The following is a 23,032-nucleotide window of genomic DNA, read 5'->3' as shown; positions in this document are numbered from 1 at the left end:
GATTAATCCAGCGCGGCGATCTCGGCCCCGGCGCGCCGCAGGATGGCGGCGATCTGCTCGCGGCGAGTGGCGGGAGCGGCCGGGTCGCGGGCGCGCAACACCACGGTTTCCTTAAGCTGGTGCATGACGGCGCGCAGGTCGTCGCCGCCCCGTTCACCCTCCCTGCCCTGGCCGGCCAGGCGTGCCATCACGGCATCGACCATGGCGCGGTTCTCGTCCAGGAAGACCTGGCCTTCCGGCGTGATCGAGTGCAGCTTCTTGTTGCCGTCCAGGCTGACGGAGACGTGGCCCATATCGTGCAGCATCGCCATCAGCGGATAGATGGCGCCCGGGCTGGGCGCGTAGCCGCCGCCGATGCGCGTTTCCAGCTCTTTGATGATATCGTAGCCATGGCGGGGCTTTTCGGCGATCAGCTGCAGCACGACATAGCGCATTGCGCCCGAATCGAACATGCGCGGACCGCGCCCGCCGCCGCCCCGGTGCGGATGGTGGTGGTGATGGTCGATCATGCGGGGACCGTGTTTGCGGAACATGTGGAACATAATGAACTCCTTAAGATATATCTTTCATTCGATATATCTTAAACCTTTTGCTGGCGGACGCAACAGTTTTTTTCGGCACCCCAAGGTGGCCTTGCGCACAGTCGCGCGGCGACGGGTGGCGCAGAATGGTTTCATCGACAAGAGGGACTTATGCGAAAAATGATCATGATGGCCATCGCCGGCTTTATCTGGAAAAAAGTACAGGCACGCATGCAGCAGCGCGCGCCCACGGGTCCGACGCGCCGTTACTGATACGCCGGTCCAAACAAAAACGCCGGGGCGCTTGCGCGGCCCGGCGTTTTTTATCGTCCATCGAGACGTTCAGCTGTCCAGGTGCGAGATCAGCATGCGCGCCCGGTCCGGCGCGGAGCCCTTGCGCTCCAGCACCAGCGCCTTGTTCGATTCGTCCAGGGAGATGCCGACGGTGAGGATGTCGATCAGCAGCAGTTGCAGGATGCGCGAGATCATCGACAGGAAGGTGGTGCTGTCCTCGCTGTGGTCGACTGCCAGGCACACGCTGGCCTTCTTTGCCAGCGGCGACTGGCTGGTGGTGATGGCGATGACGTCCGCCCCTGCCGCGCGCGCCGTGTCCACCGCTTCGAGCAGCTCCGGCAGCTTGCCGGAATTGGAAATGGCGATGACGACGTCGCCTGGCTGCAGCAGCTCTGCCGCCAGCGACAGCAGGTGCGAGTCGCCATACGACGCCGTCGGAATACGGAAACGGAAGAACTTGTGCTGGCCGTCCAGGCCCACCACGCGCGAATTGCCCATCGCGTAGAACTCCACCTTCTTCGCCTTCGATACGAGGGCGATGGCGCGATCGAGCGAGCGCACGTCGAGCTGGTCGCGGAACTTCAGGATGGCCGACACAGTGTTGTCGATCACCTTCGCCGACAGGTCGTGCGTGCTGTCGCTGACCCGCACCTGGCTGTGGCGCACGGGGATCGCGCCCGTCAAGCTGCTGGCAAATTTCAGCTTGAAGTCGGCCAGGCCGAGGAAACCGAGCGAGCGGCAGAAGCGGATCACGGTCGGCTGCGACACTTCGGCCAGCCGCGCGATATCGGCGATCGGCTCGTTCAGCACGAGGCGCGGCTGTTCCAGTACCAGCTGCGCCACGCGCTGTTCGGCCGGCGTCAGTTCATGGTGCAGGTGCTGCACGCGCTCCATCAGGGTGTTGGCGCCGCTGCGCCCGCGCAGGTGTTCCGACAGGATCGTCGCCACGCCGTAGAAGGCGGGATTGGGCGTCGTGATGACGTACGTCGGAATCTCGGCCAGGTAGGACGAGAAGCGGCCCTTCGCTTCGAAGCGCGTGCGGAACGGCGAATCGCGGAACCACTCGCCCATGCGCGGCACGATGCCGCCGCCGATGAAGATGCCGCCGAACGAGCCCAGGGTGACGGCCAGGTTGGCCGCCGCGCCGCCCAGCATCGCGCAGAAGCATTCCAGCACTTCCACGCACAGGGGCTCCTTGTCCTTCAGGGCCCCGGCGATGATCTGCTGCGAGGTCAGGTCGCGCACCTGGCGGCCGTTGCGGCGCGCGATGGCCCGGTAGATGATTTCCATGCCGGGGCCGGAAATGAGGCGCTCGTTCGACACGTGCGGCCAGGTCTGCCACGCGTATTGCAGGATGGCGTATTCGCGTTCGTCGGCCGGCGCGAAGTTGTTGTGGCCCCCTTCGGAACCGAGGGTGACGAAACCGTCGACGGTGGGAATGACGCCCGAGCAGCCCAGGCCCGTGCCCGGCCCCAGCACGCCGATGACGGAGTTGGCCGCCGGCGTGCCGCCGCCCACCTGCATCAGGTCGGAAGGCTTGAACGTGGGGATGGCCATGGCCAGCGCCGTGAAGTCGTTCACCACCAGCAAGGTGTGCAGGCCCAGTTCGCGCCGCACTTCGTCGGTGGAGAACTGCCAGTCCCGGTTGGTCATGCGGATGTAGTCGCCATGCACCGGGTTGGCCAGCGCCAGCGCGCCGTGATTGAGGTTGATGTCCGGATGGTCGGCCAGGTAGCTGCGCAGCAGCGGGACGATGCCGGTGAAGTCGTCGCACTGGAGCACGCGCACGGCCTGGTATTCGCCGGGGCCCGTCTGCAGCGCGAAGCGCGCGTGCGTGGCGCCGATATCGGCCAGCAGCCGGGGGCCGTCGGCAAAGGCGGTGCGGCTCAGTTTTTGGTCAACTTCCAGTTGTTTCATCGTCTCGTCTATTCTGGTGAAAATTCGTCGGCAGCGAAGGGTCGCAGCATACCCGAAATGGCCCGCACAAAAAAGAACGGGCCCGGAAGAATCCGGGCCCGGTGGCCTTAGGCGGCGTAGCCGAACCAGCCCCCGCATGGTGGCAGGGTCACTTCACCCTCTTCCACCGTGCCGGGCAAGCCTGCCTGCGGCAGGGGCTCCGCGCCCCGTGCCTGGGGCAAGGTGAAGCGCACCGTGTCGCCACCCAGGTTGAATACGCACAGCACGCCGCGCTGGCCCGGCAGGTCGCGCCGGAACGCCAGCACCGGCTCGGGCGCATCGAGGAATTCGATGTCGCCGCGCGTCAGCTGCGGCATCGTGCGCCGCCACGCGATCAGGCGGCGGGCGAAGTTCAGCGGCGACTCCGGGTCCGCTTCCTGGACCGACGCGGCGGCCGCGATATGCTCGGGCGCCACCGGCAGCCATGGCGTGCCGCTGGTGAAGCCGCCGTTGGCATCGTCCGTCCAGGCGATCGGCGTGCGGCAGCCGTCGCGGCCCTTGAACTCTGGCCAGAAAGTGATGCCGTACGGGTCCTGGATCAGTTCATACGGCACGTCCGCTTCCGTGAAGGCCAGCTCGTCGCCCTGGTACAGGCAGGGCGTGCCGCGCAGGGACAGCTGCATCGCCAGCGCCAGCTTGCCGAATGCCGCCGGGTCCTTGCCGGCGCCCCAGCGCGTGGCCACGCGGGGAACGTCGTGGTTGCCGACCGACCAGGAGGCCCAGCCATCCTTGACGCGGCGCTTGAAGTCCTCGACCTGGGTGCGGATGTGTTTCGCCGAATGGTCCTCCGTCAGCAGGTTGAAGCTGTAGGCCATGTGCAGCTTGTCGCCACCGGCCGTGTATTCGGCCATGAAGGCCAGGGCGTCGTCCGCCCCCACTTCGCCGATCGAGACGGCACCGAATTCGTCCAGCACCTTGCGCACGCGCTGAAGGAAGGGCACGTTCTCGGGACGGCACTTGTCGTAGACGTGGGCCTGGTAGCCATACGGGTTCACGTCCGTCACGGTGGACGTGTCGCGCACCGTGGCGGGCGGATTGCTGCGCAGGGCCTGGTCGTGGAAGTGGAACGTCACCGCATCGAGGCGCACACCGTCGACACCGCGCGCCAGCCAGAAGCGCAGGCTGTCCAGCATGGCCTGCTGCACTTGCGGATTATGGAAGTTCAGGTCCGGCTGGCTGGTGAGGAAGTTGTGCATGTAGTACTGCTTGCGCCGCGCATCCCATTGCCAGGCGGGGCCGCCGAAGATGGACAGCCAGTTGTTCGGCGGGTTCCCGTCCGGCAGCGGGTCGGCCCAGACGAACCAGTCGGCCTTCGGATTGTCGCGGCTCTTGCGGCTCTCGACGAACCACGGGTGCTGCTCCGAGCAGTGCGACATGACCTGGTCGATCATGATCTTCACGCCCACGCTGTGCGCCTTGGCGATCAGCCGGTCGAAGTCGGCCAAGGTACCGAACAGGGGATCGACGTCGCAGTAGTCGGCGATGTCGTAGCCGAAGTCCTTCATCGGCGACTTGAAGAAGGGCGAAATCCAGACGATGTCCACGCCCAGCCGGGCGATGTAGTCGAGGCGGTCGGTGATGCCATTGAGGTCGCCGACGCCGTCGCCATTCGTGTCGAGATAGCTGCGCGGGTACACCTGATAGATGATGGCTTCCTGCCACCAGGTCGGGGACAATGCTGTGCTCATGACGTTTCCGGTTGGTTTGGAGGGGATTTGTAGAGAATATACAGCATGCGTATGAAAATCTCAACGGATTGAAGGCTGCCTGTAGTCTTAAAAATATTCAATAGAAACAGACAGTTATACCAAGTTACACAAATATTCGTCTTTCATTGTAGTAGTCAAACTACAGATTTCTGCCCTTTCCGCCGTCCGCCAGTGCCACATTTCGCTGTTGCCAGACGGGGCCCGTTCCCCTAGCATCCGTCCCACATAATTCTCATCCACGGCGCGGCGCCGGCGGGCGATCCCCGCCTGGACGTGCCGTCCTACTTTTTCGGGGACATACATGGCATTGGACCAAACCCAGGGCAACGGGCCGCTACCGCGGCAGATCCCGTTCATCATCGCCAACGAGGCGGCCGAGCGCTTCTCGTTCTATGGCATGCGCAATATCCTGACGCCCTTCCTGATCAGCACCCTGCTGCTGTTCGTGCCGCTGGCGGACCGCACCAGCGAAGCCAAGCACGTGTTCCACACCTTCGTCATCGGCGTCTACTTCTTTCCCCTGCTGGGCGGCTTCCTGGCCGACCGCTTCTTCGGCAAGTACAACACCATCTTCTGGCTCAGCCTCGTCTACGTGGCGGGCCACGCCTGCCTGGCCATTTTCGAGGACAACCTGACGGGCTTCTATTTCGGCCTCTTCCTGATCGCGCTGGGGGCCGGCGGCATCAAGCCGCTGGTGTCGGCCTTCGTCGGCGACCAGTTCGACCAGACCAACAAGAACCGCGCCAAGGTGGTCTACGACGCCTTCTACTGGAGCATCAACTTCGGCTCCTTCTTCGCTTCGCTCCTGATGCCGCTGTTCCTGAAGAACTACGGCCCGTCCGTGGCCTTCGGCATTCCGGGCCTGCTGATGGCGCTGGCCTTACTGATTTTCTGGCTCGGCAATAAGAAATACGTGCACGTGCCGCCGGCGCCTCCGAGCCCGGATTCGCTGACCCGCGTGGCGCGCACTGCCCTGCTGGCCCGCAAGCCTGGCCAGGGCCGTCCCGGCCTGGTGGTGGCCGTCCTCGGCGTGGTCGGTGCCGTCGCCGCGCTGGCGATGTCGTTCTCCTGGGGCTTCGTCATCAGTGCCTGTACGGCCCTGGTGCTGCTGCTGGCCTTCGGCGGCATCGGTACCGGCATGCAGCTGGAACGGGCCCGGGGCCACCATCCCGACGAGGCCGTGGAAGGCGTGCGCGCCGTGCTGCGCATCCTGATCGTGTTCGCGCTGGTGACGCCGTTCTGGTCCCTGTTCGACCAGAAGGCATCCACGTGGATCGTGCAGGCCAATGCGATGACGAGCCCCGTGCTGGACCTGTTCGGCTGGGAGTTCCAGGTGCTGCCGGCGCAGATGCAGGCCTTGAACCCGCTGCTGGTGATGCTCCTGATCCCGTTCAATAACGTCGCCGTCTTCCCCCTGCTGCGCGCCATCGGCATCGAGCCCACGGCCCTGCGCCGCATGACGGCCGGCATCGCCCTGTCCGGCGCGGCATGGCTGGTGATCGGCTGGATCCAGGTGTCGATGGATGGCGGCACGCCGATGTCGATCCTGTGGCAACTGGCCCCGTATGCACTGCTGACGATGGCCGAGGTGCTGGTGTCGGCCACGGGCCTGGAGTTCGCCTACAGCCAGGCGCCGCAATCGATGAAGGGCTCCATCATGAGCTTCTGGACCCTGGCTGTCACGGTCGGCAACCTGTGGGTACTGATCGTCAATTCCAGCGTCAAGAATGAGGCGGTGATGGGCCATATCGCCAGCAGCGGCCTGTCGAGCATCGCTTTCCAGATGTTCTTCTTCGCCGGCTTTGCCCTGCTGACGGCCCTCGTCTTCGCCCTGTACGCGCGGCGCTACAAGATGGTCGACAACTACCGCAGCGGCACGGATGCCAGCAGCTACGGCACCTTGCCGCAGGGCGCCAAGTCCTGACCTGTCATGCCGCCCCGGCGACGCGCCGGGGCGCAACTGTCAACTTTTTGATGCGCACAAGCAACAGTCACGTACTTTCCAAACGGCACCTGTCCTATAATTGACCCGCTTCTCCTGTGAAGCCGGCCGTGCCCAATCCTCGCGCAGCCACTTGCCGGCCCGACCACCTGGTCGCGGTCCCGTACAATCCTGCGTCCTCGGATACCCACCAATGAAAAACCTGAAAGTCGGTACGCGGCTGGCCATCGGCTATGCGCTCGTCCTTTGCCTGATGCTCGTCATCGTCGGCACGGGCCTGCTGAAAATGCGCGAGATGAACGATCGCACGCGCAACATCACGGAAGTCAACAACCAGCAGATCCTGCTGATCGCCACCATGCAGGATACCGTGATGGACCGCATGGTCGCCCTGCGTAACCTGATCCTGTTCTCCACCGAACAGCAGATGCGCCCCGAAGCGGAGCGCGTGACGAAGCAGAATGCCCTGCACGACGAAGCCTTCGCCAAGCTGTTGAAGACCTTCGAGCAGCCTGACACGACGGCGGAGGAGAAAGCCTTTGCAGCCCGGCTGAAGGACATCGAGGCCCGTGCCATGCCGCTCATGGCGAAGTCCGCCGAACTGGGCCTGGCCGGTCAGGCCGAGCAGGCAACCGATTACCTGATCCAGACAGTGCGGCCGGTGCAGCAAGAATGGCTGGCGGCGCTGAACGAACTGATCGCCTTCGAGAACAAACTCAACGCCAACGCGGCCCAGCAAGCCGCCGATGCCTACGCCAGCGCCACCACGCTGATGCTGACCCTGAGCGTTATCGCGCTGGCCATCGGCATCGGGTCGGCCATGATGATTACCCGTGGCCTGCTGGCCCAGCTGGGCGGTGAACCGAACGAAGCGGCGACGATTGCCGCCCGGATCGCCGACGGCGACCTGACGGTGGACGTGCCGCTGCGCGCCGGCGACCAGTCCAGCATGATGTACGCGATGCGCCACATGCGCGACCGCCTGGCCGCCATCGTCACCGAAGTGCGCAGCGGTACCGATACCATCGCCACGGCGTCGGGCCAGATCTCGGCCGGCAATGCCGACCTGTCCTCGCGCACGGAAGAACAGGCCAGCTCGCTGGAAGAAACCGCGTCGTCGATGGAAGAGCTGACGTCGACCGTGCGGCAGAACGCCGACAATGCGCAGCAGGCCAGCGCCATGGCCGCTTCCGCCTCGAGCGTGGCGGCCAAGGGTGGCCAGGTGGTGGCCCAGGTGGTCGACACGATGGGTGCCATCAACGAGTCGGCCAGGAAGATCGTCGACATCATTTCCGTCATCGACGGCATCGCCTTCCAGACCAATATCCTGGCGCTGAACGCGGCAGTCGAGGCGGCGCGGGCCGGCGAACAGGGACGCGGCTTCGCCGTCGTGGCGGGCGAAGTGCGCAACCTGGCCCACCGCGCCGGTGCCGCCGCCAAGGAAATCAAGACCCTGATCGACGACTCGGTCGAGAAGGTGGACGTCGGTTCGCAGCTGGTCGGCCAGGCCGGCGCGACGATGGAGGAAATCGTCGGCAGCGTGCAACGCGTCACCGACATCATGAGCGAGATCTCGGCCGCCAGCCGCGAGCAGAGCAGCGGCATCGACCAGGTCAACCAGGCCATCACGCAGATGGACCAGGTCACCCAGCAGAACGCCGCGCTGGTGGAAGAAGCCAGCGCCGCTTCCGAATCGATGCAGGAGCAGGCCGCCAGGCTGGCCGAACTGGTCGGCACCTTCACCGTGGCGCGCGGCGCCGCCGTGGCGGTGGCGAAACCGGCGCCGCGGCGCACCGCGGCCGCACCGGCAAAGAAAGCCCCTGCCCTGGCCAGCGTGCCACGCCCGGCGGCCGCACCGGCGCATCCGGCCGCGAAGCCGACACGCACGGCCGTTGCCGCCGGTGGCGAAGGCGAGTGGGAAGAATTCTGATCCCAGCGCACCTGTAGTAAAACTACATCAATTGGATTACCATACGTGCCAACTCACTTCGGGGGCACGTATGGTCAATCGCATCACCCGGCGCGCGCATTTCGGTCGCGGCGCATTCACGACGGCAGCCGTCCTGGCAGCCGCCCTCACACCACTTTCCAGCGCACTGGCGGCCGACGCCGGCATTTGCGACGGCGACGCCTTCCAGGCCGTGCTGCACCCGGCCGCTGCCGCCTTCGACGCCCGCGCTGCGTGGATCGACGGTACCGCCCTGCTGTGGCCCGGTGCTGCCCAGGGTGGCGCCTTCCGGCTGTACTACAGCGCCACCGGCGCCATCAAGGCACTGCCGGGCAACGCGGTCGCCGGTGCCGAAGGTTTCCTGCCGCTGGCAGCCGATGATCGCCCTGTCGCCCCGGGCCTGGCCTGGATGGGCAAGGGCGTCGTGCTGGCCGTCGCCGCCGTCGACGCCGGCCGCCTGCCGGCGCTGCACCGGGGCCAGCTGGTGCTGGTACACGAGGACGCGCAAGGCAAGGTGCTCGACGCGACGCGGGTGCAGGTCGCCGGCGCGCTCGATGCGCTGTATGCGAGCGCCGAAGCGGTGCCGGACCTGGGCGCCACGCCCCGCGCCGGGCAGACGGCCTTCAAGCTGTGGGCGCCGACGGCCCGTAATGTCCTGCTGTGCACCTATGACAGCGGCAGTGCGCCCGCCAGCGCGGCCGCGCCGATGCGCCTCGATGCCGCCACGGGCGTGTGGTCGGCCGAACTGCCCGCCAACCTCGATGGCAAGTACTACAAATACGCGGTCGACGTCTTCGTCGATGGTGCCGGTGTCGTGCGCAACCTCGTCACGGACCCGTATGCCGTCAGCCTTACCACCGATTCGCGCCGCGCCTATATCGCCGACCTGGCCGCGCCGCGCCTGAAGCCGGCCGGCTGGGATGCCGACCGGCCGCCCGTCAAGGTGAAGGCGCAGACCGACATGTCGATCTACGAGCTGCACGTGCGTGATTTTTCCATCGACGACACTACCGTCAGCGCCGCCAACCGGGGCAAATACAGTGCCTTCACGGAAAAGAATTCAAATGGCATGCGCCACCTCGCGGCCCTGTCGCGCGCCGGCCTGACGGACGTGCACCTGCTGCCCGTCTACGATATCGGCAGCGTGCCCGAACAGGGCTGCGCCGTGCCCGATGCGGCGCGCCTGCGCGCGGCGGCGCCGGACAGCGCCACGCAGCAGCAGCTGGTGGAAGCGGTACGCCTGACGGATTGCTACAACTGGGGCTACGATCCGTGGCACTACAGCGCGCCCGAAGGCAGCTACAGTACCGACCCGGCCGACGGCGCGCGCCGCATCGTCGAGTTTCGCCAGATGGTGATGGCGCTGCACGGCGCCGGCCTGCGCGTGGGCATGGACGTCGTCTACAACCATACCTATATCGCCGGGCAGAACGAGAAGTCGGTGCTGGACCGCGTCGTGCCGGGCTACTACCACCGCCTCGACGCGAAAGGCGCCATCGAGCGCTCGACCTGCTGCGACAACACGGCCACCGAGCACCGCATGATGGGCAAGCTGATGATCGATTCGGCCGTGCTGTGGACGCAGCACTACAAGATCGACTCGTTCCGTTTCGACCTGATGGGCCACCAGCCGCGCGCGGCGATGGAAGTCCTGCAGCGCAAGGTCAATGCCGTGGCGGGCCGCCACGTCAACCTGATCGGCGAGGGGTGGAATTTCGGCGAAGTGGCCGACGGCAAACGCTTCGTGCAGGCTTCCCAGCTGTCGCTGAACGGCAGCGGCATCGGCACCTTCAGCGACCGTGGCCGCGATGCCGTGCGCGGTGGCGGTGCCGGCGACGCGGGTCTCGACATGTTCGCGCGCCAGGGCTATATCAACGGCCTGTTCTACGATCCGAACGGCAGCGCGCAGCACACGAAGGAAGCCTTGCTGAAAGCGGGCGACCTGCTCAAGATCGGCCTGGCCGGCACCGTGCGCGGCTACAAGCTGCAGACGTGGACAGGCGAAACGCGCGACCTGGCGACAATCGACTATGCAGGCCAGGCGGCCGGCTACGCCAGCGCGCCGGGCGAAGTGGTCAACTATGTCGAGAACCACGACAACCAGACGCTGTACGACCTGAACGTGCTGCGCCTGCCGCTGGCCACCTCCACCGCCGACCGCGCGCGGGTGCAGATGCTGGCGGCGGCCGTCAACGCCTTCAGCCAGGGCGTGGCCTACTTCCACGCCGGCTTCGACATCCTGCGCTCGAAGTCGCTCGACCGCAACAGCTTCGAATCGGGCGACTGGTTCAACCGCCTGGACTGGACCTACCGCGACAACTACTTCGGCACGGGACTGCCGCCGCAGGCCGACAACGGCAAGGATTACGCGCTGCTGCGGCCCCTGCTGGCCAATGCCGCCCTGAAGCCCGCGCCCGCCGACATCGCCTTCGCGCGCGACACCTTCCGCGACCTGCTGAAGATCCGCGCCGGCAGCACGCTGTTCCGGCTGCGCACGGCCGACGACATCAGGCAGCGCCTGCGCTTCCACAATACGGGCCCGGACCAGGTACCGACGGTGGTGGCCGCGCAGATCGACGGCAAGGGCTACCCCGGCGCCGGCTTCAGGTCCGTGCTCTACCTGCTCAATGTCGACAAGGTTGCACAACGCATCGCGCTACCGGCCGGCGCCCGTCGCCCGTACCGCCTCCACCCGGTGCAAGCCGCCGCCAACGCCGCCGACCCGCGCGCAAAGGAAGCGCGCTACGACGCCGCCACCGGCACCGTCACGGTACCGGCCAGGACCGCCGTCGTCTTCGTCGAATAGTTTCTGACGTCGGTGCCTGACACCGAATGAAACGCTGGACGCAGCCGGTGCGCAAAAGTTGCCCGAAAAATGGGGTCTGTCCCCATTTTCAGCGCAGGGTTTCGAGGAGGACGACGCTGGCCTTGCCGGCGGTCTTGACCTTGCCGTTCTCGACCGTGTAGGTGGCGCCGGCGTAGGCGTCGCGCAGCCTGGTGCCGTTGGCGAAGACCTTGCCGACGGCGATGTCGACCGGTTTCCCCGTCGGCACGTCGAGGGCGACGACCACCTTGTCGCTGACGCCCCTGGCGGCGTAGCTGCGGCTGAAGGTGTATGGCTGATCCGCCAGCTTGGCGTGGCGGCCGGCGCCGATGGCGACGTGGGACTGGCGGAACAGCCCCAGCTTGCTCCAGTGGGCGCGCACGTCGGCGATGCGGTAGCCGTCGCGCGCGGCGTTCTGCGCCAGCTCTTCCCAGTTCATGTATGAACGCAGCTTGGCATCGCCCGTGGCGTCGGCGATGTCGAGGCGGCGTGCCGTTTCGTCGCCGTAGTAGATCTGTGCGGCACCCGGCGCCAGCAGCAGCTTGTTGGCCGTCTCGAAGGGTTTCGCGCGGGCCGGGTCGAAGGGGTTGCCGTCGTCGTGGGAATCCATGTAGTTCAGCACCGACTTGCCGCGCAGGGGGCCGTGCAGCAGGGCGTCGAACTTGCCGAATATGCTTTCGTAGCCGCCCTTGCCGTCGCCCGGCAGCGAGAAGTTGATCAGGCTGTCGAAGCCGTTGGCGTAGAAGTCCGTTTTGGCGCCTGCACCCATGTCGAATTCGCGGCCGTGGCCGATGGCGTAGTTGTACACCTCGGCGACGGTGAAGAATTTCTCGCCCAGCACCTTGCCCGGGTTGGCCTTCTTGTAGTCCTCGTAGGCCGCGTCGGCGACGGTGCGCAGTTCCTTCCACACGCCCGCTTCGGTGTGCTTGACGGTGTCGCCGCGGAAGCCGTCGACGCCGAACTTGCGTATCCAGTCGGCGTGCCACTTCATCAGGTAGTAACGGGGCGCACGAGGGTAGCCGGTGCGGGAGAAGAACTCGTCCAGCTCCTTCACCTCGCGCTCATGGCGCCCTTCCGCCTTCCATTTCGCCACCAGTGCCGGCGGCAGCGCCACGTTGGCATTGCTGTCGGTGCGTACGTCCGGCAGGTTCGCCACCAGCGCGCAGTCGACCGTGGTGGCCGTGTCCTTGTGCGTGCACACGGGGTCGAGCCGCACCCAGTCGGCCGGCCACACGGGGTCCTCGGGCGTGACGGGGCCGATGTGGTTCATCACCACGTCCAGCACGACGCGGATGCCGCGCGCGTGCGCCGCGTCGACGAAGTCACGAAAATCCTGCTCGGTGCCCAGGTTGGCATCGACGGCCGTGAAGTCGCGGCCCCAGTAGCCGTGGAAGCCGTAGGACTTGCCCGTGCCTTCGTCGGTACCGGCGTGGATCTGCTCGACGGGGGGCGTGAGCCAGATGGCATTCACGCCCAGGCTGTCGAAGTAGCCTTCCTTCACCTTGGCCGTCAGGCCTTTCAGGTCGCCGCCCATGTAGCCCCGCAGCGGCGCGGCGTCCGCCTTGCGGCCGTAGGCCAGGTCGTTCGCCTTGTCGCCGTTGTTGAAACGGTCCGTCAGCACGAAATAGATGGTCGCGTTCTCCCACATGAACGGTGCCTTGGCGGCCTTCGGCGCGGCATGCGCGCCGTGGCCGAACGCCAGCATGAGGGACAATGCAATGGAGCCTGATACGAAACGACCTCTTTTCATGCGACCTTCCTTTCAATGGGACTTCAGGTGATCACGGTCGGGTTGCTCCGGCCCGTGTTGTAGGCGATGCTGGCCACGCTGTCGGCGATGGCGATCAAGGCCGCCAGTGCCTGCTGCGTGGGGATATTGTGTTGCGACGGATCGGCTTCGTAGCGCTCCAGGTAGATGCGCAAGGTGGCGCCTTCCGTGCCCGTGCCGGAGAGCCGGTAGACGATGCGCGAACCGTCCGTCATGACGATGCGGATGCCCTGCTGGGCCGACTGCGAAGCGTCGACGGGATCGGTGTACGAGAAATCGTCGGCGAAGTCCACCGTATAGTTGTTCAGTTCCTGGCCGGCCAGGTTCGACAGCTTGACCCGCAAGTCGTCCATCAGCACCTGGGCCGCGTGGGCATCGATGGCCTCGTAGTCGTGGCGCGAATAGTAATTGCGGCCGAAGCGGGCCCAGTGTTCCGTGACGATTTCCTGCACGCCCTTGCCGGTGGCGGCCAGCAGGTTGAGCCAGAACAGCACGGCCCACACGCCGTCCTTCTCGCGGATATGGTTCGAGCCGGTGCCGTAGCTCTCCTCGCCGCACAGCGTAATCAGGCCGGCATCGAGCAGGTTGCCGAAGTACTTCCAGCCGGTCGGCGTTTCGTACAGCTTCACGCCCAGCGCCTCGGCCACGCGGTCGGCCGCGCGCGAAGTGGGCATCGAGCGGGCGATGCCGGCGATGCCGCCCCGGTAGCCGGGCGCCACCTGGGCGTTGGCGGCCAGGATGGCCAGGCTGTCCGACGGCGTGACGGCGAAATCGCGTCCGACGATCATGTTGCGGTCCGCATCGCCATCGGAGGCGGCGCCGAAGTCCGGTGCGTCGGGGCCGGCCATCAGCTCGATCAGCTGGGCCGCGTTGACGGGGTTCGGGTCCGGATGGTGGCCGCCGAAGTCCTCCAGCGGCACGGCATTGATGACGGTGCCGGCCGGCGCGCCCAGGCGCCCTTCCAGGATCGCCTGCGCGTAGGGGCCGGAAATGGCGCTCATCGCGTCGAAGCACATGCGGAAGCCCCCGGCGAACAGCGCACGGATGGCGCCGAAGTCGAACAGCTCTTCCATCATGCCGGCATAGTCCTCGACCGGGTCGATCACTTCGATCTGCATCTGCTCCATGTAGCCGCGGCCGATGCGGTCGATGTCGATGTCCGGGTCGTCGCTGATGCGGTACTGGCCGATCGTCGTGGTGCGCTGGTAGATCGCGTCCGTCACGCCTTCCGGTGCGGGGCCGCCGTTGGCGATGTTGTACTTGATGCCGAAGTCGCCGTCCGGGCCGCCCGGGTTATGGCTGGCCGACAGGATGATGCCGCCCAGTGCCTCGTGCTTGCGGATGACGCAGGAGACGGCCGGTGTCGACAGCAGGCCGCCCCGGCCCACCAGCACGCGCGCGACATTGTTGGCCGCGGCCATGCGCAGGATCGTGTGCACGGCCGCACGGTTGTGGAAGCGGCCGTCGCCGCCCAGCACCAGCGTCTTGCCGGCCAGGTCGCCCAAGGTGTCGAACACGCTCTGCACGAAGTTTTCCAGGTAGTGCTGCTGGCGGAAGACGGCCACTTTCTTGCGCAGGCCGGACGTCCCCGGCCGCTGGCCGGGGATGGGGGTGGTTGCTACCGTTTGAATTGCCATGTTCTCGCTCCGCTGTAGGTGACGCTGCTGTTAAATGTTGCCAACAGAGTAACGCGAACTGGCGCGCGACGGCGCGCGGATGAGCTGCTGAGCAAGGGCCGCCGGGTTTCAACCGCGACCGCGGCGGCGGCTCAGTCGACGGCCTTGGCGTCGTCGCGCACGAACATCGTCAGCACGCCGGCCAGCGCCATCGACGCGCCGCCCAGCGCCAGGGTGCTGGTGGTATGGCCGCCCAGGAAGTGGGTGGTGATAAAGCCCAGCAGCAGGCCGCTGACGATCTGCGGGATGACGACGAAGAAGTTGAATACGCCCATGTAGTAGCCCATCCGGTGAGCCGGCAGCGCGCCGGCCAGGATCGCATACGGCATCGTCAGGATGCTGGCCCACGCGATGCCGACGCCGATCATCGGCACCATCAGCATCTGCTTGTCCCCGATCAGGAAGATGCTGGCCAGGCTGGCGCCGCCGATGACGAGGCAGATCATGTGCACCGTCTTGCGGCTGGTGGCGCGGGCCAGCACGGGCAGGATGAAGGCCGACAACGCGGAGACGCCGCTGTAGACGGCGAACATCATGCCGACGTAGTTGGCGGCGTCCTGGTACACGACGGACTGCGCATCGGTGGTCCCGAACACGCTGTCGGCCACGGCGGAAGTGGTGTAGATCCACATGGCGAACAGGCCGATCCACGTGAAGAACTGCACCAGGGCCAGCTGCACCATCGTCGTCGGCATGTGGAAGAAGCCGTCGACGATTTCGCCGATGGCGTGGCCCAGGCCCTTGCCCCGCCCTGCATGGAAGGTCTTCAGGTCTTCCGGCGGCAGTTCGTCGGTGGTGAACACGGTCCACAGCACGGCGATGAAGAACACGGCGCCGCCGGCATAGAAGGCGTAGCGCACGGTGTCCGGCACGCCGCCGTCGACCGGCACATTGCTCACGCCCAGGTAGTCGGCGAAGACGGTGGGCAGCAGCGAGGCGATGACGGCGCCGCAGCCGATGAAGAAGGTCTGCATCGCAAACCCGGCCGTCTGTTGGGACGGATCGAGCTTGTCGCCGACGAAGGCGCGGAACGGTTCCATCGACACGTTGATGGCCGCGTCCATCATCCACAGCACGGCCACCGCCATCCACAGCATCGTCGAATTGGGCATCAGGAACAGCGCGATCGACGCCAGCAGGGCCCCGAGGAAGAAGAACGGACGGCGCCGGCCCCATTTCGGATGCCAGGTGTTGTCCGACAGGTAGCCGATGATGGGCTGGACCAGCAGGCCCGTGACCGGCGCGGCCAGCCAGAACAGGGGCAGGTCGTCCGGGCTGGCGCCCAGGGTCGAGAAGATGCGGCTGGTATTGGCGTTCTGCAGTGCGAAGCCGAACTGGATGCCGAAAAAGCCGAAGCTCATGTTCCACAGCTGCCAGAACGACAGCCGTGGTTTGATGGAAGAAGAATGCATCTGCCTGTCCCCGATTATGTGCAAAGCTTGTGCAAAGCGCCAGCTATATTTGTAGCAAAATAACATGCAGTGGACTGCGTGTCAATCAAGCAATCCGCCGCTTTCCGCCCTTGCGAGCACGGTTTTTACCCTATGATGTAGTCAAACAACACACTTTCTGGCATTCGACTACAGGCTGACGACGATCTCCGCCGCCAGCGCCGTCTTCGCCGGCAGCAGCGCCGTCAGCCCGCGCCGTTTGCCATCCCAGCGGTAGGCCAGCGGCTTGCCGTCCAACGTGACGGCGCGCGGCCTGGCCGCCACGTTATGCACGTGCAGCGTGTACGCGCGGGGCTTGGCCGCATAGTCCTTGCCCGTCTCGGTGGCGATGCCGATGCGCAGCCTGCCCGCGTCGAACCGGCTGGCGAAGCGGGCCAGCTCGTACCTGCCCGCCTCGAACGCACCGGCGGTGGTGCCGTCGTCGTCATACAGCTTGCCCGCGGCCTGCTTGACCGTGTCGTCGTGCCAGTAATGCAGGTCGATGCGTGCCGTCGAATAGTCCTTGGTCGACTGCACCGGCTGCGTCATCGGCACGAAGGCCCCGGCGCGCACGAACACGGGAATATGCTCCGCCACGACATCGACCGTCTCGAGGATGCCGCCGCGATGCCGTTCGCCGCTGAAGAAATCGAACCACGCGGCGCCCTTGTTGGGGAAGTAGACTTCCTTGCGCGTGGCGCCCGCTTCCGTCACGGGAGCCACCAGGAAGCTGTCGCCCCACAGGTAGGTGGTGGCGATGGCGCCCGTGTCGACGTTGGACTCGCTGCCGGAATCCTCGAACAGCACGGGGCGCATCAGCGGCAGGCCGGTCTGGCTGTTGTCGAAAGCCGTCGTGTAGTTATAGGGCAGCAGCGCGTAGCGCAGCCGCACCGCCTCCGCGGCCAGCTGTTTCGCGCGCGGCGCCCGGTAGACCGGCTCCGGCGCCACCTCTTCCTGCGCATGCGGTCGGAAGATGGGCTGGAACACGCCGTACTGCAGCCAGCGGGCATACAGCTCGTCGTCAAGCACGGGGCCGGCGAAGCCACCCAGGTCCGAATGCATGTAGCCCATGCCCTGCATGCCCATCTGCAGCGCGATCTCCATCTGCGACTGCAGGCCGCCCCAGCTGCGGCCGACGTCGCCGGACCAGGGAATCATGCCGAAGCGCTGCGAGCCGGAGTAACCGGCTCGCATCAGGATGAAGGGCCGCTGGCCGGGGAAGTCCTTGCGGTAGCCGTCCGCGATCAGCTTTGCCCACTCGTGGCCGTAGACGTTGTGCACTTCGTCGGCGCTGCCGCCGGCGTGGCGAAGGTCCGAAGGATGGACTTCCGGCTCGCCCAGGTCGCCCCACCAGCCGGCCACGCCCTGCTGCGCCAGGTCCTTGTAGATGTTCCAGAACCAGTCGCGCCCCGCGCTGCTGGTCAGGTCGACCAGGCCGGTGTTCCCGAAGTAGAAATCATAGGTATAGGGCGAGCCGTCGGCGCGTGTCGCCAGGGCCTTTTGCGCCACGGCCTCCTGCCAGCGCTGCGACGTCGTCAGCACGAACGGTTCCGTGATCAGGATGGTTTTCACGCCCTGCCGAGCGAAGTCCTTCATCATGCCCTGCGGGTCGGGGAAGGTACGCTTGTCCCAGGCCAGGTTGCCCATCGTGCCCTTCACTTCCTTGCCGAACCAGTACAGGTCCAGCACGATCGCGTCCAGCGGGATCTTCTCGGCGGCGAATTTCGCCACCGTTTTGCGCGCCTCGGCCTCGCTGCGGTAGCCGAAACGGCTGGCGAAATTGCCGAAGGCCCAGCGCGGCGGCAGCGGCTGGCGCCCCGTCAGGCTGGTGTAGTTTGCCATCACGTCGGCCCAGGCATCGCCCGCAATCACCTGGTAGGTCTTGCGCCCGCCCGTCACTTCGTAGCGCAGGGTACCGTCCTTGCGGCTGTCGAAATCGAGCCAGCCGGTGCCGGGATTGTCGAAGTGGATGGCATAGCGCTTCGACGACAGCGCCATCGGGATCGTGAAGTTCAGGAGCTGCGAGCGGTTGCCGTAGCCGTAGTCGGCCTTGTTATACAACTGGAAGCGGTTGCCGCGGCGGTTCATGCCCACGGCGCGGGCACCGGCACCGTACAGCGCCTCGCCGTCGGCCAGCGCGAACTCGATGGCCTCCAGGCCATCCTGCCCCGCCTTCCTGGCATAGCCGGCCTTTTCGGCCACCAGCGGCTGGCCCTTGTAGCGGTAGGCAATGCGAAACGGCTTCTTGTCGACCGTGACGGTAATGCCCGGCGTGACCAGTTCGACCTGCGTGGCGCTGTCCTTCACGGTGGCCGCCACGTCCACGGGGGCCAGCACCACCGCATGCGATCGGGGGTCGTATTGCTCGCCCTTCGGGATAAAGGTGGTTTCCACCACCGTCGCCGAATACGGCTTGATCAGGTAGCGGCCGTCGCTGACGGCGATCTCCAGCGTGTTGCCGTTGGCGGCGAAGCTTTCCAGCTGGCGCGCGGCGTTCTGCGCAAAGGCCGGCGCGGCAGCCAGCAGGGTCAGGAGGACGAGAGACGCAATCGATTTCAGGGTCATGGCGGCGTGTAGTTTAAGTACAGGACTACAGCATGACAGAAAGCGGCGCGGGAATATAGTGGCTTCGTGGACGAATTTGCATGTCGCCCACCGTCAAAACCGCGTTGACGGCCCCTACCCCACGTCGCTAAGCTTGCGGCTTGGTCCACGAGGCCATCAACCACAACAAGGAAGACAGAAAGTGCAGACAACCACAAGTTATCGACCACTGGCCCTGGCCGTGCTGCTGGCGCTGGGCGCCAACGTGGCCCAGGCCCAGGTCACCGCGAAACCGGCCGGCAAGCCGACCGCCGCCGAGGCCAAGCGCTTCCTGGCGCAGACGGAAAGCAAGCTGGAGAAACTCGGCATCGACGGCGCCCGTGCCGAATGGGTGGCGTCGAACTTCATCACGGACGACACCGAGGCTATCGCCGCCTACTTCGGCGAGCTGCAGCTCGATGCGGGCGGCCAGGCCGCGCTGGCGGCACGCCGTTACAAGGGCCTGAAGCTGCCCGACGACGACGCACGCAAGCTGAAATTGCTGCAACTGACCCTGATGCTGTCGGACCCGAAAGAGCGCGCCGAGTATGCCGGCGCCCGCGCGGCCCTGAACGGCGCCTACGGCAAGGCCAAGTACTGCCCGCCGCAGGGCAGCCCGATTGCCGACGGCAAGGACTGCCTGGCCCTGGGCGAACTGGAAAAAATCCTCGCCAACAGCCGCGAACCGGCCAAGCTGCAGCAGGCCTGGGCGGGCTGGCACAGCCAGGCGCCATCGTACAAGGACCGCTACGCCGATTTCGTCAAGCTCTCCAATAAGGGCGCGCGCGAAATGGGCTTCGCCGACACGGGTGCCCTGTGGCGCTCGCAGTACGACATGGCGCCCGATGCCTTCGCCGCCGAGATGGAACGCCTGTGGCAGCAGGTCAAGCCGCTGTACGACTCGCTGCACACCTACACCCGCTACAAGCTGCGCGCCGCCTACGGCCCCGAAGTCGTGCCGGCCACGGGCCCGATTCCGGCCCACCTGTTCGGCAATATGTGGAGCCAGACCTGGGACAATATCTACCCTCTGCTCAAACCCGCCGGCGACACGGCCGGCTTCGACCTGACGAAAGTGCTGGAAGAGCGCAAGACGTCGGCCAGGGAAATGACGGAGTATGCCGAGCGCTTCTACACGTCGCTGGGCATGCAGAAGCTGCCGGCCTCGTTCTGGGAACGCTCGCTGCTGACCAAGCCGCGCGACCGCGAAGTGGTGTGCCACGCGTCGGCCTGGCCCATCGACGGCAAGGACGACGTGCGCATCAAGATGTGCATCACACCGACGGCCGAGGACTTCACCGTCATCCACCACGAGCTGGGTCACATCTACTACTTCCTGGAATACCAGAAGCAGCCGGTATTGTTCCGCCAGGGCGCCAACGACGGCTTCCATGAAGCCATCGGCGACACGGTGGCCCTGTCGATCACGCCGGGCTACCTGAAGCAGGTCGGCCTGATGAAGGAAGAACCGGACCCGAAAGGCGATATCCCCGAGCTGCTCAAGCGCGCCCTGTCGAAAGTGGCGATCCTGCCGTTCGCCTATTCGGTGGACCGCTGGCGCTGGGACGTCTATGCCGGCAAGACGCAGCCGGCCGACTACGACAAGACCTGGTGGCAGCTGCGCGAACAGTACATGGGCGTGTCCCGCCCTGCCCCGGCGCTGCAGAACGGCTTCGACGCCGGCGCCAAGTACCACGTGGCGGCCGACGTGCCGTACGCGCGCTACTTCCTGGCCGACCTGCTGCAGTTCCAGTTCCACCGGTCGCTGTGCCGCGAGGCCGGCTACACGGGGCCGCTGCACCAGTGCTCGATCTACGGCAACCAGAAGGCCGGCAAGAAGCTGCAGGCCATGCTGCAGATGGGCACCAGCAAGCCCTGGCCGGAAGAGCTGAAGGCCATCAGCGGCGAGGAGCGCATCGACGGCAACGCGCTGCTGGAATACTTCGCCCCGCTGAAGACGTGGCTGGACGAGCAGAACCGCCAGCTGGCGGCGCAGCAGAAAGGCTGATCGGGCCTGCATGAGCGACGGGGGCCGCGACATCGCGGCCCTTGTTTTTTCCACCACCAAGGTCTATAGTTGAGAATTATTCTCATTTAGACCAGCCAGCCGCCGCCAGCCCGTCTCATCACAGGAAGGGTTCATGGCGCAGTTCTCCACCCCGGCAATGGCCGGCATCTCCCCCGTTCGCGCATCCGGCGCGTCCCGCACATCGCTGCTGCTTTCCCAACTGGCGCTGGCCGCGCTGCTGTGCGCCCAGGGCGCCGCCGGTGCCACGCCGGACGAAGCGCCCGCGCCTGAGCCGGCGCCCGTCGCCGTCGTCAAGGTCGAGGGCCAGCGGGCCGACGATGGCGCCGTGGCGAAACGGGGCAGCACGGCCACCAAGACCGACACGCCGCTGATCGAGACGCCGCAGTCGATTTCCATCGTCAGCAACGAGCGCTTCCTGGAACAGGGCGCGCAGACCCTGCGCCAGACCCTGAACTACACGGCCGGCCTGGTCTCGGTGTCGTTCGACAGCCGCGGCGACAGCGTCAGCTCGCGGGGCGGCACGCCCTCCTACCTGATCGACGGCCTGCAGAACAACTTCGGCAGCTACAACACGACGCGCGCCGACCCGTTCATGCTCGAACGCGTCGAGGTACTGCGGGGGCCGTCGTCGGTCCTGTACGGCCAGGGCAGCGTGGGCGGCGTGGTCAACTACGTCACGAAAAAGCCGCTGGCCCGGCAGCGCCGCGAGGTGCAGGTGCAAGTGGGCAGCCACCAGCGCAAGCAGGTCGGCGTCGACCTGAACGAAGTGCTGGACGATGCAGGCCACTGGCGCGCCCGCGTCGTCGCCATCGGCCGCGACAGCGGCTCCCAGGTGGATCACGTGCCGGACGACCGCCTGGTGTTGATGCCCTCGGTGACGTGGGCACCAGGCGCGGACACGGAACTGACCGTGCTGGCGCTGCGCCAGCATGACGAAAGCGGTTCGCTGATCGGCTTCTTCCCGTGGCAGGGCACCCTGCTGCCGTCGCAGCACGGCCGGATCGCCACGTCCACCTTCACGGGCGAGCCGGGCTGGGATGCCTACGACACCGACCAGACGGCGTTCACCTACCAGTTCCGCCACCGTTTCAACGACCTGCTGGAGCTGCGCCAGAACGCGCGCAAGGCCAAGGGCAAGGTGGACTATCGCAGCGCCTACACCAGCTTCACGGCGGTGCCGGCCACGGGTCGCCCGGGCCGGCCCGTGTTCAATGCGGACAACCGCACCGTCAACCGCGACCTGATCCAGCAGGCCAACGAGCTCGATACCCTGCTCGTCGATACGCGGCTGGAAGCGAAGTTCGGCCACGGCCGCTGGCAGCACACCTTGCTGGCCGGCGTCGACGTGCAGCGCGCGGAAATCCGCCAGGCCACGGGCCGGGGCGTGGCCGCGCCGCTGGACCTGTACGCGCCCGTCTACGGTAACTACACGGTGCCCACGTCGCTGGCCCACTCGCCCACGACGCTGCTGCACCAGAAGGGCTTCTACCTGCAGGAGCAGGCCAGGTTCGACGAGCGGTGGGTAGGCGTGCTGGGCTGGCGCCACGACCGTGCCGAGAACGATATCGAAGGCCGCCCGGCCGCGCGCACGGACGACCGGGCCAACACCCGCCGCGCCGGCCTGGTCTACCTGGCCGACGGCGGCTGGGCGCCATATGTCAGCTACGCCGAATCGTTCCTGCCGCTGGGCGGCGTCGACGTGCACGGCGAAGCGTACCGCCCGCAACGGGGCAAGCAGTGGGAAGCGGGCGTGAAATGGCAGCCGCCTGGTGGGCGCGTCACGTCGGCCCTGGCCCTGTACGAGCTGCGCGACACGAACCGCAAGACCACCGACCCGGCCAATCCCCTGAACAGCCTGCAGATGGGTGAAATGACGGTGCGGGGCGTGGAGCTGGAAAGCACGGGCATGCTGCCGCGCGGGTGGAGCTGGACGGCGGCCTACACCTTCACGGATGCCCGCGTCTCGCGCAGCAATGGCGCCGACCTGGGCAAGCGCATCTCCGGCGTGCCGAAGCACAATGCGTCGGCCTGGCTGGCGCGCGACTTCGCCATCGCCGGCATCGAAGGCTTCACGGCCGGTGCCGGCCTGCGCTACCTGGGCACGTCCTGGGACGGTACCGATTCGCTGCAGACGCCGTCCGAAACCCTGCTTGATGCCATGCTGTCGTACACCAGGGGCGACTGGCGCCTGGCGCTCAACGTCGTGAACCTGGCCGACAAGGTGCAGGTCACCACCTGCCTGGCCCGGGGCGACTGCTTCTACGGCCAGCGGCGCACGGCCACCGTGACGGCGCGCTATCTCTGGTAAGCCCCTCGCGCCGGGCCGCCCGGGTGGCGGCGCGGCCGGCTCCC

The 23,032-nt window shown here is 66.3% G+C and carries 12 protein-coding genes; 5 read left to right on the top strand and 7 right to left on the bottom strand.

Translation table 11 applies throughout. The features are described 5' to 3' along the window. Positions 1-2: 2 nt before the first annotated feature. The 3 genes from GM672_RS14660 to GM672_RS14650 form a co-directional block, all read right to left on the bottom strand. Positions 3-542, bottom strand: a complete 540-nt coding sequence (locus GM672_RS14660; RefSeq protein ID WP_229417742.1) for a PadR family transcriptional regulator — start codon at positions 540-542, stop codon at positions 3-5. 321 nt (positions 543-863) lie between these two features. Continuing rightward, entirely contained in the window at positions 864-2,732 is a 1,869-nt protein-coding gene (locus tag GM672_RS14655) for a glucokinase (RefSeq protein WP_155471274.1), read from the bottom strand. 107 nt (positions 2,733-2,839) lie between these two features. Next, positions 2,840-4,459, bottom strand: a complete 1,620-nt coding sequence (locus tag GM672_RS14650) for an alpha-glucosidase family protein (RefSeq protein ID WP_155471273.1) — start codon at positions 4,457-4,459, stop codon at positions 2,840-2,842. Between the two features lie 322 nt (positions 4,460-4,781). On the opposite strand from GM672_RS14650, the gene GM672_RS14645 reads away from it, so the two are divergent. The 3 genes from GM672_RS14645 (at position 4,782) to pulA (ending at position 11,176) form a co-directional block, all read left to right on the top strand. Continuing rightward, a complete protein-coding gene (locus GM672_RS14645; protein ID WP_155471272.1) occupies positions 4,782-6,404 on the top strand; it encodes a POT-type proton-dependent oligopeptide transporter in 1,623 nt (540 codons plus the stop codon). A gap of 211 nt (positions 6,405-6,615) precedes the next feature. Beyond that, complete coding sequence (locus tag GM672_RS14640) at positions 6,616-8,352, top strand: methyl-accepting chemotaxis protein (protein ID WP_155471271.1); 1,737 nt, start codon at positions 6,616-6,618, stop codon at positions 8,350-8,352. Positions 8,353-8,422: 70 nt separating this feature from the next. Then, positions 8,423-11,176 (top strand): pullulanase-type alpha-1,6-glucosidase, encoded by a 2,754-nt coding sequence (gene pulA / locus GM672_RS14635; RefSeq protein ID WP_155471270.1) that lies wholly within the window; start codon positions 8,423-8,425, stop codon positions 11,174-11,176. A gap of 88 nt (positions 11,177-11,264) precedes the next feature. On the opposite strand, the gene GM672_RS14630 is transcribed toward pulA, so the two are convergent. The 4 genes from GM672_RS14630 to GM672_RS14615 all read right to left on the bottom strand — a co-directional run bounded on the left by GM672_RS14630 (position 11,265) and on the right by GM672_RS14615 (position 18,633). Beyond that, entirely contained in the window at positions 11,265-12,944 is a 1,680-nt protein-coding gene (locus GM672_RS14630) for an alpha-amylase family glycosyl hydrolase (protein ID WP_155471269.1), read from the bottom strand. Between the two features lie 23 nt (positions 12,945-12,967). After that, positions 12,968-14,599, bottom strand: coding sequence for an alpha-D-glucose phosphate-specific phosphoglucomutase (locus GM672_RS14625; RefSeq protein WP_155471268.1), 1,632 nt, complete (start codon positions 14,597-14,599; stop codon positions 12,968-12,970). 131 nt (positions 14,600-14,730) lie between these two features. Beyond that, complete coding sequence (locus GM672_RS14620) at positions 14,731-16,050, bottom strand: MFS transporter (protein ID WP_155471267.1); 1,320 nt, start codon at positions 16,048-16,050, stop codon at positions 14,731-14,733. A 168-nt stretch (positions 16,051-16,218) separates the two neighbouring features. Then, positions 16,219-18,633 (bottom strand): glycoside hydrolase family 31 protein, encoded by a 2,415-nt coding sequence (locus tag GM672_RS14615; RefSeq protein ID WP_155471266.1) that lies wholly within the window; start codon positions 18,631-18,633, stop codon positions 16,219-16,221. Positions 18,634-18,814: 181 nt separating this feature from the next. On the opposite strand from GM672_RS14615, the gene GM672_RS14610 reads away from it, so the two are divergent. Both GM672_RS14610 and GM672_RS14605 read left to right on the top strand, forming a co-directional pair. Further along, the gene (locus tag GM672_RS14610; protein WP_229427683.1) at positions 18,815-20,659 is read left to right on the top strand and encodes a M2 family metallopeptidase; all 1,845 of its coding nucleotides are present in this window, start codon (positions 18,815-18,817) and stop codon (positions 20,657-20,659) included. A gap of 133 nt (positions 20,660-20,792) precedes the next feature. Then, a complete protein-coding gene (locus GM672_RS14605; RefSeq protein WP_229417741.1) occupies positions 20,793-22,988 on the top strand; it encodes a TonB-dependent siderophore receptor in 2,196 nt (731 codons plus the stop codon). Positions 22,989-23,032 lie beyond the last annotated feature (44 nt).

The organism is Pseudoduganella buxea (assembly GCF_009720835.1).
Lineage (GTDB): Bacteria > Pseudomonadota > Gammaproteobacteria > Burkholderiales > Burkholderiaceae_D > Rugamonas > Rugamonas buxea.
The sequence above is the reverse complement of the archived record's forward strand: the minus strand, read 5'-3'. Positions and strand labels throughout refer to the sequence as shown.